Origin of the sequence: Enterococcus sulfureus ATCC 49903 (assembly GCF_000407605.1) — a bacterium.
Classification (GTDB): Bacteria; Bacillota; Bacilli; order Lactobacillales; family Enterococcaceae; genus Enterococcus_G; species Enterococcus_G sulfureus.
The window spans coordinates 658,060-672,134 of the sequence record NZ_ASWO01000005.1; the positions used below are offsets into that span (position 1 = coordinate 658,060).

The 14,075-nt window shown below is 38.1% G+C and carries 15 protein-coding genes; 1 reads left to right on the top strand and 14 read right to left on the bottom strand.

The features are described from left to right. Window positions 1-291: 291 nt before the first annotated feature. The 9 genes from recO to I573_RS09210 all read right to left on the bottom strand — a co-directional run bounded on the left by recO (window position 292) and on the right by I573_RS09210 (window position 7,449). Window positions 292-1,050, bottom strand: coding sequence for a DNA repair protein RecO (recO, locus tag I573_RS09170; protein WP_016185291.1), 759 nt, complete (start codon window positions 1,048-1,050; stop codon window positions 292-294). Window positions 1,051-1,112: 62 nt separating this feature from the next. Beyond that, window positions 1,113-2,012: a GTPase Era gene (gene era / locus I573_RS09175; RefSeq protein WP_016185290.1), complete on the bottom strand. Its 900-nt coding sequence runs from the start codon at window positions 2,010-2,012 to the stop codon at window positions 1,113-1,115. A 9-nt stretch (window positions 2,013-2,021) separates the two neighbouring features. Beyond that, complete coding sequence (locus tag I573_RS09180; protein ID WP_035020738.1) at window positions 2,022-2,429, bottom strand: diacylglycerol kinase family protein; 408 nt, start codon at window positions 2,427-2,429, stop codon at window positions 2,022-2,024. Next, window positions 2,407-2,886: an rRNA maturation RNase YbeY gene (gene ybeY, locus I573_RS09185; protein ID WP_016185288.1), complete on the bottom strand. Its 480-nt coding sequence runs from the start codon at window positions 2,884-2,886 to the stop codon at window positions 2,407-2,409. Before ybeY ends, I573_RS09180 begins: the two co-directional genes overlap by 23 nt. A 4-nt stretch (window positions 2,887-2,890) precedes the next feature. After that, window positions 2,891-5,089 carry an HD family phosphohydrolase gene (locus I573_RS09190; protein WP_016185287.1) on the bottom strand — a complete coding sequence of 733 codons (2,199 nt, stop codon included), beginning with the start codon at window positions 5,087-5,089 and terminating at the stop codon, window positions 2,891-2,893. Between the two features lie 14 nt (window positions 5,090-5,103). Then, complete coding sequence (locus I573_RS09195) at window positions 5,104-6,111, bottom strand: PhoH family protein (protein WP_016185286.1); 1,008 nt, start codon at window positions 6,109-6,111, stop codon at window positions 5,104-5,106. A 97-nt stretch (window positions 6,112-6,208) separates the two neighbouring features. Next, entirely contained in the window at window positions 6,209-6,652 is a 444-nt protein-coding gene (locus I573_RS09200; protein WP_016185285.1) for a GatB/YqeY domain-containing protein, read from the bottom strand. Between the two features lie 29 nt (window positions 6,653-6,681). Further along, complete coding sequence (rpsU, locus tag I573_RS09205; protein WP_002356740.1) at window positions 6,682-6,858, bottom strand: 30S ribosomal protein S21; 177 nt, start codon at window positions 6,856-6,858, stop codon at window positions 6,682-6,684. Window positions 6,859-7,005: 147 nt separating this feature from the next. Further along, on the bottom strand, window positions 7,006-7,449 hold the full coding sequence (locus I573_RS09210) for a Fur family transcriptional regulator (protein ID WP_016185284.1): 444 nt from the start codon (window positions 7,447-7,449) through the stop codon (window positions 7,006-7,008). Between the two features lie 91 nt (window positions 7,450-7,540). Between I573_RS09210 and I573_RS09215 the strand changes: the two genes are divergently transcribed. Continuing rightward, window positions 7,541-8,401 carry a pyruvate, water dikinase regulatory protein gene (locus I573_RS09215; protein WP_016185283.1) on the top strand — a complete coding sequence of 287 codons (861 nt, stop codon included), beginning with the start codon at window positions 7,541-7,543 and terminating at the stop codon, window positions 8,399-8,401. Window positions 8,402-8,566: 165 nt separating this feature from the next. On the opposite strand, the gene thrB is transcribed toward I573_RS09215, so the two are convergent. From thrB to trxB, 5 genes are all read right to left on the bottom strand, one after another. Further along, complete coding sequence (gene thrB, locus I573_RS09220) at window positions 8,567-9,442, bottom strand: homoserine kinase (RefSeq protein WP_016185282.1); 876 nt, start codon at window positions 9,440-9,442, stop codon at window positions 8,567-8,569. After that, window positions 9,439-10,707, bottom strand: a complete 1,269-nt coding sequence (locus tag I573_RS09225; protein WP_016185281.1) for a homoserine dehydrogenase — start codon at window positions 10,705-10,707, stop codon at window positions 9,439-9,441. Before I573_RS09225 ends, thrB begins: the two co-directional genes overlap by 4 nt. Window positions 10,708-10,821: 114 nt before the next feature. Then, window positions 10,822-11,112 (bottom strand): ArsR/SmtB family transcription factor, encoded by a 291-nt coding sequence (locus tag I573_RS09230; RefSeq protein ID WP_016185280.1) that lies wholly within the window; start codon window positions 11,110-11,112, stop codon window positions 10,822-10,824. A 59-nt stretch (window positions 11,113-11,171) separates the two neighbouring features. Continuing rightward, a complete protein-coding gene (locus I573_RS09235) occupies window positions 11,172-12,899 on the bottom strand; it encodes a phospho-sugar mutase (RefSeq protein ID WP_016185279.1) in 1,728 nt (575 codons plus the stop codon). A 90-nt stretch (window positions 12,900-12,989) separates the two neighbouring features. Continuing rightward, complete coding sequence (gene trxB, locus I573_RS09240; RefSeq protein WP_016185278.1) at window positions 12,990-13,901, bottom strand: thioredoxin-disulfide reductase; 912 nt, start codon at window positions 13,899-13,901, stop codon at window positions 12,990-12,992. Between the last annotated feature and the right edge of the window lie 174 nt (window positions 13,902-14,075).

Sequence of the window (14,075 nt, forward strand, 5' to 3'; positions counted from 1 at the left end):
ATTTGTAAAAGTCCATACAAAAAGTCCCTATACTCAAGATGAGTATAGGGACGACGAATCGCGGTTCCACCCTACTTCCAGCTTTAAAACTGGCGCTTTGTTTAACTTGCTCTCAAATGCCGCAACATTGACTTTCTTTATTTGTCTCTCACTATCACAAATTCGCTTGAAAAGAAAACTGTCAGGTTGTTTTTGATCATCGCAATGGTCTATTTACTTTTCTTCTATGATAGTGGGTAAGCCCTTGGTTTGTCAACCTAAAAATCAATCTTAGACGCAAAGACGACAAGATCACGCATTGGGATACCAAGTTCCCAATTGATCAATAAATTTTTTGCTTTTTAAATTGATCCCGACATACTCTTCATATAACTCATCTAACACTTGGCGGATCGCCCGTTTCGTCTCTATCTGTAAGGCAATCGATTGGATTTTGGAATACTCGATTTGATGGAATAGACGTAGAAAATGGATCGCTCGAGGATCTCCATGATACCGATGTGGATCTAACTCCCAATGTTTATCACACAATATCCCACTATATGCTGAGGAAAAATCAAATTTCCCTGTGGTTTGATGACATACTACGCAATCACGAAAATGGAGATTGACCCCAAAGCGTTGCATCAATTGGATCTCAAAGATATTGGTGATGATCTCCACGTCTTTTCCTTCATCAATTAGAGTCAGTGCTTGATCTAAAAAATGAAATAAATTCGGATCATACACGTGGTCTTCAATCGCTGCATCGGCTAGATTTAATAAATAAGTCGCATATCCGGCTTTAAAAATATCGGCTTGAATTTGTTGGAAAGGAGTAATGTATTTAGCAGCATTTAAAAATGAGAGTCCTTCTGTCTGGAAAGATCCAATATAGGTCGCTTTTGTATATGGTAAAATCGCAGCAGTAAGAGGATTGTTTTTTCGATGAATCCCTCGTACATAAAACATTTGCTTTCCAGCAGATTCTGTAAAAATTTTAACTAACTTATCTTTTTCTTTGTGGTTTTTAGCAAATAAAATCAGTCCTTTTGATTCTACGATCCCCATGATACTCCTCCTAACGACACAAAAAGTTACACAACATTGGCTGCGTAACTTTTCATTTCAGTTTAATATTCGTTTTCTTTATAGCCATAATCGGTCAAATAGCGTTGTTTGTCACGCCAGTCTTTTTGTACTTTGACCCATAACTCTAAAAAGACTTTATCGCCCAACAAGTGCTCAATATCTTGACGCGCTTTTGTTCCGATTTGTTTCATCATTTTTCCGCCCTTGCCAATCACAATTCCTTTTTGGCTGTCGCGTTCCACAATAATTGTCGCTTGGATCTCTACTTTATCCTGATCGTTACGTTTCATCGAATCGACAACAACAGCAACGGAATGTGGAATTTCATCTCTCGTTAACAATAAAATCTTCTCACGAATCAATTCCGCTACAATAAAGTACTCCGGATGATCGGTGATTTGATCTTCTGGGAAATATTGCGGACCTTCTGGTAATTTATCTTCGATGATCTGCATCAATGTTTCAAAATTATTGCCTTCTGTAGCTGAAATTGGTACGACTTCGGCAAATTCCATTTGTTTTGCATAATCTTCGATCGTCAGTAGCAATTGATCAGGTTGGACTTTATCTAATTTGTTGACGACCAAAAAGACAGGCACATTACTTTTTTTCAATCGTTCAATAATAAAGTCGTCTCCCTTACCACGTTTTTGATCTGCGCTGATCATGAACAAGACGACATCGACTTCACGTAGTGCACTGTACGCAGTTTCCACCATAAAATCACCTAAACGCGATTTTGGCTTATGGATACCAGGCGTATCGATAAAGACGATCTGAGTATCTTCTGTGGTATATACTCCTTGAATCTTATTTCGAGTAGTCTGTGCTTTATCACTCATAATGGCAATTTTTTGCCCTACAATTCGATTTAATAATGTTGATTTTCCTACGTTCGGGCGTCCAACGATCGCCACAAATCCTGATTTATGTTCTGTCATACTCTCTCCTTAATTAAACCATTCTACTAATTTAGGGATAAAAATCAAGCAACCAATCAAGAAGGCAAAACAGGCGGTCAATAATACTGCACCTGCGGCAATGTCTTTTACTTTCTTTCCAATAGGATGAAAGTGTTGATCGGTGACCATATCCACTACATTTTCAAATGCGGTATTTACTAACTCTGCAAATAACACTAAAAAACAACTGCCCAATAGCCAAAACCATTCATACATCGCAAGCTTGAAAATAAATCCAGCCACAATAGCTAAACCTGTCGTAGCAATATGACTTCGAAAGTTTCGTTCGTCATGAAAAGCAGTTTTCCATCCAGTGATCGCAAAGTCTGCTGACTGAATAAACGATTTATTTTTTTCAGTTTGTTCGTGTGTTTTATCTTTCAAGTCCATATGCATCAAGAATTTCTTTTTGAAGGCCAAACATTTCTTTTTCATCTTCTGGGGTCATATGATCGTACCCGTTGATATGTAAAAAGCCATGTAAGGCAAGGAAGCCTAGCTCACGATCAAAAGAATGACCATACTCACTCGCTTGCTCTTTCGCACGCTCAACTGAAATCATGATATCTCCTAATGTACGTGGCAAGTCTAGAGCGTTTTCTTCATCAAAGAAAATCTCTATTTCTCCCTCCCCTTCTTCTTCAAATGCAAAACTAATGACATCAGTCGGAGCATCTTTTCCTCGATACTCACGGTTGATGACTTGAATTTCATCATTATTCATAAATGTTACAGACATCTCTGCATCTGGTTCAATCGCTAGATGTGCCGCAGCAAAATTCAGTAAGGTTTCGATCTCACTGATCTTTTCAGGTGTCACGAGTGCTTGCTCGTCAATAAATGTAATTTCCATTTCATTACGCTTCTTTCTTTGAGTCTTGCGACGCAGTAGGTTTCATTTTAGGATATTTGATACGCGAATGGAAAGTAGAACATAGGCCATTCACTAATGATTCTTCGATAAGTCGAATTTCTTTTAACGTTAACCCAGAATCTTCTAATTGTCCATCCAAAATTCGATCTTTTATCAAATTTGAAACAAACTGTTGAATATCTTGATTGCTTGGATGATCCATCGCACGTACTGCTGCTTCACAACTATCAGCAATACTGACAACACCAGCTTCTTTTGACTGTGGTTTTGGTCCTGGATAACGAAAATCCTCTTCTTTGATTTGATCATTTCGTTCTTTGGCTTTTACGTAAAAGAATTTCATCAATGTTGTCCCATGGTGCTGACGACAAATATCGACCACCATCTGTGGCATTCGTTCTTTTTCTAACACGTCCGCACCATCTAATACATGACCAAAAATAATATCCCGACTATCTTCTGGTAGTAAAAAGTTATGTGGATTTTCTGCACCCGCTGGTAAATTTTCAACAAAAAAGTTTGCATGTTTTAATTTTCCGATATCATGATAATAACAAGCAACACGCGTCAGCAGTGAATTTCCTCCGATCGCAGCTACAGCATTTGCACTTAAGTTTGCGACCATCATACTATGATGATACGTTCCCGGAGCTTCTTCTAATAATCGTTTTAGTAACGGATGATTTGGATTACTCAATTCATTCAATACGATCACGCTGTCATCTGTTACCAATAGTTCGATATATTGATGTAGACCCATCGTCAACAATAAGGATAGCAATGTTCCAGCTAACGCACACGCAAGCGTGATCCATGTACGACCTTCTGTAATACTCATTCCTTGATAAATGACTAACATAATATTCATCAAAAATGGGAATAACACTAGCCAAGTCATGGAAATCACTAACTGCTCTGAAATTCGTTGTTGACGAATAATCGCTCCCATAACTCCAGAAAACAGATAAGAAAGAAAAATAAAGATCAAAATATTAGTCCCAATATCGCTATAAGTATTATTAAAAATAAATACAGCGAAAATCACTTGAAATAACGCAGCCAATAAACCTGAACGTCGATTCATAAACAAGTTTAGTACGAGCGGCGCAAATGCTGCTGGGAAAAACAATGGAATATAAGGCAAGCCATCTGATTGAAACAGCTGAAAAAATTTCATTGCGATCATACTTAACGTCATAATCGTCATATAAAACAAGTAACAATCAGTCGCTTTGTTCTTTTCTTCCATTTGATTCACAAAGAATACCAACATACTGATCTGTAATAAAATCGCACAAATCACAGCAATTAGTGGAAAGAAACTCTTATTTTTATTGGTCAAGCCTAGTAATTTCAACTTTTCAATAGCCGTCTGATCAATTTGTGACCCTTCTCGAACAATAATTTCTCCTTGGTAGATCATCACGGGTTGAATGGCGTCTTTTGCTTCGTTTTGCAGTTCTGTTGTACGTTTTTCATTTAAAAACGTATTCGCTACAATCCCTTTACTTAACATATAACGAATCACGCTCGCTTGACTCACGCTAAGTTCTAGTTGATCTAACTGATTTTCTGCCGTTTGTCGTGCCGTTTCCACTTCATTGGCTTTGATTTGCTTGGACATTTGTTCGTTCATCAGTTCCAACGTTTGATCGCGGACAGTGGCGATTTCTGAAGCAGACAAAGCAAAGATGTTTTGTAGAAAGTTCGTACTCATCCCTTGATAGAAGTCTAGATCGTCCGCATCGATCGATTTAAATTCTTTTTTCAATGCCGTAATCAATTCATCGATAGTCGGTTTCACAACCTCAGTTCCATTTTTCGCTGCTTGAACTTTTTGTTGATACGACTTATCGGCTGCATCTTTGACACGTAGAATCAGGGTAAACAAATTATTGACTAAGTCATATTGTTTTTTTGCCATATCTGATTGATAGGTATACTCTGGTGTAACAGCTTCTGCTGCTAATTTACGTTTCTGCTCAGTCGCATTTGTATTTTCAATCGTTTTATTTGCTCGAATATTTTCTTCTGCTACTTGACCTTCTTGATAGCTGATATTTTTTTGTTGCACGCTTGGATACAACAATAATGTACTAATAATAAAAAATAGGACCAAAATAGTCGGAATAAAAAATCGTCCCATTTTTTTGTGTAAATTAGCTAAAGGTTGAATTATCATACGTTCTCCCTTCTTTACTCACGTTCAGATTCGTGCTCATACGCCTTGATGATTTCTGCTACCACTGGGTGTCGTACGACATCGGCTGCATCAAAGTGAACAAATTCAATTTGTTTGATGCCCTCTAATGTACGCTGAGCATGAACTAGGCCACTTGTGACACCTTTAGGTAAATCAATTTGGCTTGCATCCCCATTTACAATCATCTTTGAGTGAAATCCTAAACGAGTTAAGAACATTTTCATTTGTGCAATCGTCGTATTTTGCGCTTCATCCAAAATAACAAAAGCATTTTCAAGTGTTCGCCCCCGCATATAGGCTAATGGCGCAATTTCAATCACGCCTCGTTCCATCAAACGAGTCGTGTGTTCGATGCCGAAAATTTGATACAACGCATCATAGACCGGGCGAAGATAAGGATCGACTTTTTCTTTTAAATCTCCAGGTAAAAATCCTAATTTTTCTCCAGCTTCTACAGCTGGTCTAGTTAAAATAATTTTTTCAACTTGTCCTTTTTTTAGCGCTGCAATGGCTAAAACTACTGCTAAAAATGTTTTTCCGGTACCTGCTGGCCCGATTCCAAATACAACATCATGCTTTTCAATCGCTTCGACATAGCGAATTTGCCCTAGATTTTTTGCACGGATAACTTTGCCCGTACGATCTTTTAAAATTTCTTGTTCATATAAGGTTAAAAATGAACCTAATTTATTCTGATGCATTAATTTTAGGGCACTGATCACATCAGGAGTCGTGACCGAGATCCCTCGATTAATCAATAATAACAAAGCTTCAATTAACTCGATCACTTGGTCGACTTGTTCTTGTTCTCCAAGAACTTGGATAACCTCTCCACGAGTTAAAATCGTTGTTTTCGTATGTTCTTCAATAACTTTCATGTGCTTATCGTGTGCACCGACTAGCATGGCCAAATCGTCTGTCGATGCTAATTCGATTTCTCTAGAATACTGATTTTCAAACAAAAAAATGATCGCTCCTTTATGGTTGAACTGTAGTACCATCATACCATAACTCGTTTTAAAACGTTACTGCTTTTCATTTCGGTCTTTAAATTGAAAAAAGTCGCAGACAAGATTGTCTGCGACGTGTCCTTACCTCTTATTTCAATAACTCTTTCACAATTGCATTCACTTGATTTCCATCGGCTTTGCCTTTAACTTGAGGCATTACGACACCCATCACTTTACCAAATTCACTGGTAGAAGTTGCATTCGTGTTCGCGATTGCTTGTGATACGATCTGACGAATTTCTTCTTCAGACAATTGCTGTGGAAGATATTTTTCAACAATGATAATTTCACTTTTTACTTTTTCAACAAGATCTTCGCGACCTGCTTTTTCAAATTCAGTCAAAGAATCACGACGTTGTTTCATCTCACGAGATAAAATCGTCAATTCTTCTTCATCATTGAGTTCATGTCCGACCTTGATTTGCTCATTTTGAAGCGATGCTTTCAACATGCGAATCACGCTCAAACTTTCTTTGTCTTTCGCCTTCATCGCCGTTTTCATGTCATCGTTCAACGTACTAAGTAGCGTCACACTACCAGCTCCAATTCTTCGCGACTAGATTAGAATTTTTTACGTTTTCTAGCTGCTTCAGATTTCTTCTTACGTTTCACACTTGGTTTTTCATAGAATTCACGTTTGCGAGATTCTTGTAAAGTACCTGCTTTTGACACGGAACGTTTGAAGCGACGAAGAGCATCGTCAAGAGATTCATTTTTGCGAACCACTGTTTTTGACATATAAATTCCCTCCCTCCGAGCTTAAAAAGTAACCGTTTTTGTTAATTGATCACTCAACTAACAATACTGTCCTTAAAAAATTATATATGAGGCGTTCTAAACTGTCAAGATGTTGTCTTAAAATGTTCCAATATTTCTGAGATTTCGTTATTTTTGACACGATTCACATCGGCCATAAATTTCAAATCGATGTCCTTCGATTTTACAGCCTTGCAATTGATCTTCAAAAATTGACATGGGACAATAACTTAATTCTTTGGTTTCACCACATACTGAGCAGATAAAGTGATGATGATGCTCGCCAATGCCATGTAATTGACAATGAAAGCGAAACTTCATCTCTCCATTCAAATCCGTTTTTTCGACAATGCCGATTTCAGAAAAATCGTGCAAATTACGATAGATCGTATCATAGCTGACATTTGGATAAATTTGGCTCAACGCATCGTATACTTCTCGAGCTGGAAGATAACGATTCGTTTTCGCTAGATAAGTCAACAAAAGCTCTCTTTTTTTAGTATACTTAAAGCCATAATTTTTTAATACTTCAAGGGCCTGTTCAATTCCCGATTCATGTGTATGTGTTTTCATCTTCCCACTCCTAAATCAAAATGATTCCGATTCACTTTTTCGATTTTATGGTATACTAAAGTTATAAAAAAAACAAGTGAGGCGATTTTTAATGACTGATAATCCGTTAATTAATTTCTTCGTAGTATCTGATTCTGCAGGTGAAACTGCAACGAAACTAGCTCAAGCTACTATGGCCCAATATCCTTCTGTTGATTTTTCATTGCATCGACGAACATTTATTCGTTCGAAAGAAGCATTGCTAAAAACTTTAAAAGATGCTAAAGAAAAAAATGGTGTGATCTTACATACTTTGATCAAAACGGAATTGATCGAACTGACTAATGACTTTTGTGAACAAAGTGGTGTCTTTCATATGGATGTTTTATCTCCTGCTGTAGATGAAGTGGCAAAACGCACCGGGATCGAACCTTCTCGTGAACCTGGTGCGATGCATCATTTAAACGAAAATTATTTTAAACGAATCAAAGCGATGGAGTTTGCAGTAAAATATGATGATGGAAAAGATCCACGTGGATTCTTAGAAGCTGATGTTGTTTTACTTGGCGTATCTCGTACCTCCAAAACTCCTTTAAGCCTATTTTTAGCCAATAAAAATCTAAAGGTAGCCAACTTACCCATCGTGCCACAAGCTCATATTCCAAAACAGATCTGGGATGTTGATCCTAAAAAAATCGTCGGTCTAACCAATGACCCTGATGTCTTAAACTCCATTCGAAAAGAACGGATGCTGACTTATGGCTTAAATCCAGATACAGCCTACTCAAATATTGATAAAATCCGAGAAGAACTAGACTTCGCTCAAGATCTTTATAAAAAAATCGGCTGCGTTGTCATTAATGTCGCTTCCCTATCGATCGAAGAAACAGCTTCGATGATCTTAAATGCCTTAAAATTAGAAGATCATAGTTATTACATTACAGACTCAGATGAATCGACCAAACCAATTTAAAAAAATGAGACTGTGACAGTCCAAGAAATAAGCCGAATCATTCCGATAATAGTATGCTCTATTTCAGGAACGATTCGGCTTATTTTTTTGCAGCTACGTCTAAAACAATCGTTTACTCATTGTTTAATTGATGTGACAGACTTCTGTTACACCAATTATCTTTTATTAGTCGATGACTTGAATACCTTGTCGATCAATTGACAATGCTTCTACGGTTACACGATCTTTACCATAAGCATGTAAACTATCCATCAGGCGTTGTTGCTTGTCTGTAGGCGTTAAAAATAACACCGTTGGACCCGCTCCACTTAAAAAGGCGCCATAAGCTCCGTTTTCACGTGCTACTTCTTTTAATTCCGTTAACTCGGGAATAATTTGGCTTCTAAACGATTCGTGAAACCGATCTTTAGCCATCATTTTAGCAGCTAACGCGATATCTTGTGTCAATAAGGCAGCTAGCATGACGTTAGCTACCGCACTTGCTTTGACCGCTTCTTTATACGAAAACGTTTCTGGCAATACGGAGCGACTGGTTTTAGTCAGCAATTCATGTTTGGGAATATACGCCACGATCCCGCATTCTGGAAACGATGCGTTGACTACATTTACTTCATCGCTATCTTCTTCATACGAAGCAATCGCTAATTGACCCAAAATAGCAGGTGCAACATTATCGGGATGCCCTTCGATCGCCGTAGCCAAATTCAATTTTTCTTGAGCAGACAACTGTAATTTCCCTAACTGATTGGCTAGCTCAATTCCTGCTACAATAACAGATGAACTACTACCCAAACCACGCGCTAAGGGAATCGTCGACTGCATTACAATCCGATGTGGTGGCAATTCAGGCATAAGTTGAAGAGCAGTTTGAATGAGAAGGTTTTCTTGGTCAGTCGCAATATCTGCACCTAATGTGTGTTCAATCACCCATGCAGTGGTGGCTTCTTTTACTGTAATTTCTAAATAACGATTTAATGCAATGCCACAGGAATCAAATCCTGGTCCAAGATTCGCACTAGTTGCTGGAATTTTAATTTTCATTGTCCGCCCTCTTTTTCAGTCGATTCAATTCGATCTAAACACATCAATACAGGTGTGATTGACTCGATTTGTTCCACTAATTGTGTTTTTTCCTCAGATAAGATTTTTTTTGTTGTCACCATCGTATAGGTTTGTTCATGAATTTCTTTATGCTCGATAGTCTCGATCCAATCTAGTTGCTCATTTGTAAATTTTTTGACTCGAGTCGGTTGTTTAAAAAAGATACCATACTGTTTAGGATAGGCCTCGACTGCCACATCTTGATCAGATACGTAATGAGAACTTGTAGAAGACGTTGCATAGACAAAAATATCTGTCAATACACTAGACGCAGTCGGTGCTGCCCCAGCTCCTGGTCCACTTAAAAATGTCGTACCGATTTGGGTACTTTGAATCATGAGCGCATTCGTTTCTTGATCGATTTGGGCAAGTAATTGATGTTCTTCTAAGAGCATAGGGGCTACGATGAGTTCAAATGCCTGTTGGCGATAAGTCAAGCGATTCAATAATTTGATTTTATACCCAAATTGCTTAGCGACTTGCAAACTTTCTTTTGTTAACAACTCGATCCCTGTTAGATGAATTTGAGAAAGTTTGGGTGAAACACCGTAAGCAACTTGTGCTAAAACGAGTAGTTTGTACGCAGCGTCAGTCCCTGAAACATCATTAAAAGGATCAGATTCTGCATATCCTAGCTCTTGCGCTAAAGAGAGCGCATGTTCGTAACTTAAATCCTCTTCAAGCATTTTAGTTAAGATAAAGTTTGTTGTTCCATTCAAGATCCCTGTCATTTGAATAATCGGGTCAAACGCAAATTGTTGTCTTAGTGTATGAATGATAGGGATACCACCACCTACACTTGCTTCATAAAGTAAAGCGACATTTTGTTTACACGCCAATTCTTGCAGGGTCACTCCATGTGTCGCAATCAAATCTTTATTTGCTGTGATGACACTTTTTTTATGAGCTAAACACGCTTCGATATACGTTTTCGCAGGTTCGATTCGACCTAATAGCTCGATCACTAGTTCAACCTCTGAGTCGTGCAAAATGGAGTCGATCGAATCTGTCAATAACACATCAAACCGCTTGGCTAGTTTGATTTTATCAGTCTGTGTAGTAGAACGAACGAGTGCCCATTTCACTCGGACCGGTCTTTTTATTTTTTGTTGGATTCGTTCTTGGTGTTGTTCAAGTAGTTCAACTGTCTTACTCCCCACTGATCCTAGTCCCAAAACCGCAATATTTAGTGGCTTCTCTTCCATATAAACTCCTTTTCTGAAAGAATCTTCTTTCATTGTTTTCTAATAATTTCCACTAGCATAACAAAAAGAAGCTATAAAAACTAGGATTTTCTGAAAATTCAACCGAAAGAATCTTTATTGATGATGGATATGTTCAAATGTTTCAGTCAAAATCTCTACGACATGGTGGTCATCTAAACTATATAAAATGGCTTTACCTTCACGTCTAGTCTTTACAATATGTTTATCTCGTAATAGTCGCAATTGATGGGAAACCGCGGATTGTTCCATATCCATTTCTTGTGCAATCGTCGTCACATTTTTTTCACCAGTCTGTAAAAATAACAAAATTTTCAAACGATTCCGATCGCTTAATACTTTAAATAATTGTACAACTTGTTCGATTTCATTGGATGATGCTGTCATAAGTCACCTGCTTTATAGGATAGAAAAAACTAGGATAAAAAACATCCTAGTTTTTTTATTTATTCGGCTAATGCATTGATTGCAGCTTCTAAGTCACTGATTTTTTGATCTGCTGCTTCTTTTGAATCTGCTTTTACACCGATGTAAAACTTGATTTTAGGTTCAGTTCCAGAAGGACGCACTGCAATCCAACTACCTTCGACTAATTGATATTTCAATACATTCGAAGCTGGTGTGGTCATTTCTTTTGTATCCCCTGTAGCCAATTCTACAATTGTACCTGCTTGAAAATCTTCTACGATCGCTACGTCAATATCGGCAAATGAAGTAGGCGCTTCTTCACGAAAACGTGACATCAATGCGGCAATTTTAGCAGCCCCTTCTTGTCCGCTCATCGTAACAGAAATTGTTTTTTCAGCGTAGTATCCATACGTTTCAAAGATTTCTTGCAACGCATCATATAGTGTTTTCCCTGCTTTTTTGTAGTACGCAGCAATTTCAGCTAATAACACTAATGCTTGAATCGCATCTTTATCTCGAACAAAAGATTTCACTAAGTAGCCATAGCTTTCTTCGAACCCGAACATAAACGTATAGGAATGATCTTCTTCGAATTGCTCGATTTTTTCCGCAATAAATTTGAATCCTGTTAAGACATTCATCATTGTCGCGCCATAACTTTGTGCGATTGCAGTTGGCAATTCACTAGATACGATCGATTTCAATACAGCAGCGTTTTTAGGTAAAGTACCTGCTTGTTTATGTGCTTCTAAGATATAATGAATAAAAATCGCACCAATTTGATTTCCAGTCAATACTTGATATTCACCATTTGGCAAACGTACTGCTGCACCCAAGCGATCTGCATCTGGATCTGTCGCAATCAATAGGTCCGCTTCTTCTTTTTTCCCTAAGGTCATCGCATACTCAAATGCACCTGCTTCTTCAGGATTTGGTGATTTAACAGTTGAAAAATCAGGATCTGGAATCCCTTGATTAGGTTCAATTACAAATTTTTCAAATCCTGCTTGTTTTAATGCGCGCTCGCCAAGCATACGTCCAGTTCCATGCAAAGGCGTATAGACTAATTTCAATTCTTTTCCCATCTCTTCGACTAATGCATGGTTGATCGTTACTTCTTTGATCCGTTCCAAATAAGCATGATCGACTTCTTCACCAATGATTGAGATCAATCCACTTGTACTGATTTCTTTTTCAGATAGTACCGGAATTTCTAATGGATTTTCGATTTCGCGCACAAAACCAGTCAATGCGTCAGCATCAGCAGGCGGCATTTGGCCTCCATCTTCTCCGTATACTTTATAGCCATTATATGCTGCTGGATTGTGAGATGCCGTGATCATGATCCCAGTAAAGGCATGTAAATGACGAACAGCAAATGATAATTCTGGCGTTGGACGTAATCCTTCAAATACAAATGAAGGAATATCATGTTGTGCTAAAGTGCGTGCAGCTTCCATCGCAAATGTTTCAGAAAAATGACGTGAATCATATGCAATCGCTACTCCACGTTTTTTCGTTTCTGGATCTTGTGTGTCCATAAAACGAGCCAATCCTTCTGTTGCTTGTCGCACCGTGTAAATATTCATGCGATTAATCCCTGGCCCTAATAATCCACGCATTCCTGCTGTTCCAAATTCTAATTGCGTATAAAATGCATCCTCTAATGCATTTGGATCTTTCTCCATTTCGATTAACTCTGATTTTAAAGAAGAATCTAATGTTTCTTCATTTTTCCATTGTTCAAAAACTTCTTTCCAAGACATAAAGAACACCCTTTCATCATTCATTCATTTTAAGTATATCATTAATTACATAGGACGCCTAGAAAAAAAAGATGAGCCTAGGCTCATCTTTTACAGTGATTCGATATAATTATAAACACCTTGTCCGGCAATACTTCCTTCGCCGACTGCTGTCGTGATTTGACGTAATTCTTTTTCACGTGCGTCTCCGACTGCAAAAACGCCTGGAATCTTCGTTTGCATGTTGTTGTCTGTCACGATCCAGCCTTCTTCATTTAAAATGCCTGCTGTTTGAAATGGTTCTGTCAACGGATCTAACCCAACGTAGATAAAGACGCCATCTGCTGCTTCTTCTTTGACTTCATCTGTTTTCACATTACGTGTTTTCACGCTTTGAACGACCATATCGTTACCTGTAATTTCTTCAACGACTGTATCCCAGATAAATGAGATTTTTTCATTGGCAAAGGCACGTTCTTGGATAATTTGTTGTGCACGTAATTCATCGCGTCGGTGAATAATCACGACTTCTTTAGCAAAACGTGTTAAATAGATCGCTTCTTCAACAGCAGAGTCTCCACCGCCGACAACGACTAATTTTTTATTGCGGAAAAATGCGCCATCGCAGACTGCACAATACGATACTCCACGTCCAGCATATTCCTCTTCTCCTGGAACTTCCAATTTACGATGATCACACCCTGTAGCTACAATCACCGTTTTGGTTTGATAGACTTCATCGTCTGTGATAACTTCTTTATACTCCCCTTGATCTTTGATTTCTTTTACGATACCGTATGCATTTTTTGTACCAAAGCGCTCCGCACTTTCATACATTTTATTGGCTAAATCCGGTCCTAAAATAGAATCAAAACCTGGATAATTTTCGACTTCTGCGGTGTTGTTCATTTGACCACCAGGTGCGCCACGTTCGATCATGACTACACTTAAGTTGGCACGTGAAGCATAAAGCGCTGCGGTCATTCCTGCAGGTCCTGCTCCGATAATTACTACATCATACATATTTTTCCCTCCGTTTTCTTGCTGTCTAAACTTTACTTTTTTCTAGACGCTCTGTCGACTATTTTGCTTTGAATTTTAAAAAAAAGCAAGTGTTCTTTTTTTATGGGAGTTTCTTCATAGAACTTGACTTTCTTTTTTTCTAAGGTAAACTTTTCAAGAAGTTATTGCTAAGTC

Bases quoted from the DNA above. Each gene is read 5' to 3' on its own strand.
- trxB (WP_016185278.1), bottom strand. From the start codon at position 13,901: ATGTATGATGTAGTAATTATCGGAGCAGGACCTGCAGGAATGACCGCA.
- I573_RS09215 (WP_016185283.1), top strand. From the start codon at position 7,541: ATGACTGATAATCCGTTAATTAATTTCTTCGTAGTATCTGATTCTGCA.
- era (WP_016185290.1), bottom strand. From the start codon at position 2,012: ATGACAGAACATAAATCAGGATTTGTGGCGATCGTTGGACGCCCGAAC.
- ybeY (WP_016185288.1), bottom strand. From the start codon at position 2,886: ATGGAAATTACATTTATTGACGAGCAAGCACTCGTGACACCTGAAAAG.
- I573_RS09180 (WP_035020738.1), bottom strand. From the start codon at position 2,429: ATGCATATGGACTTGAAAGATAAAACACACGAACAAACTGAAAAAAAT.
- recO (WP_016185291.1), bottom strand. From the start codon at position 1,050: ATGGGGATCGTAGAATCAAAAGGACTGATTTTATTTGCTAAAAACCAC.
- I573_RS09195 (WP_016185286.1), bottom strand. From the start codon at position 6,111: ATGGTACTACAGTTCAACCATAAAGGAGCGATCATTTTTTTGTTTGAA.
- I573_RS09210 (WP_016185284.1), bottom strand. From the start codon at position 7,449: ATGAAAACACATACACATGAATCGGGAATTGAACAGGCCCTTGAAGTA.
- rpsU (WP_002356740.1), bottom strand. From the start codon at position 6,858: ATGTCAAAAACAGTGGTTCGCAAAAATGAATCTCTTGACGATGCTCTT.
- I573_RS09230 (WP_016185280.1), bottom strand. From the start codon at position 11,112: ATGACAGCATCATCCAATGAAATCGAACAAGTTGTACAATTATTTAAA.
- I573_RS09190 (WP_016185287.1), bottom strand. From the start codon at position 5,089: ATGATAATTCAACCTTTAGCTAATTTACACAAAAAAATGGGACGATTT.
- I573_RS09235 (WP_016185279.1), bottom strand. From the start codon at position 12,899: ATGTCTTGGAAAGAAGTTTTTGAACAATGGAAAAATGAAGAAACATTA.
- I573_RS09225 (WP_016185281.1), bottom strand. From the start codon at position 10,707: ATGGAAGAGAAGCCACTAAATATTGCGGTTTTGGGACTAGGATCAGTG.
- thrB (WP_016185282.1), bottom strand. From the start codon at position 9,442: ATGAAAATTAAAATTCCAGCAACTAGTGCGAATCTTGGACCAGGATTT.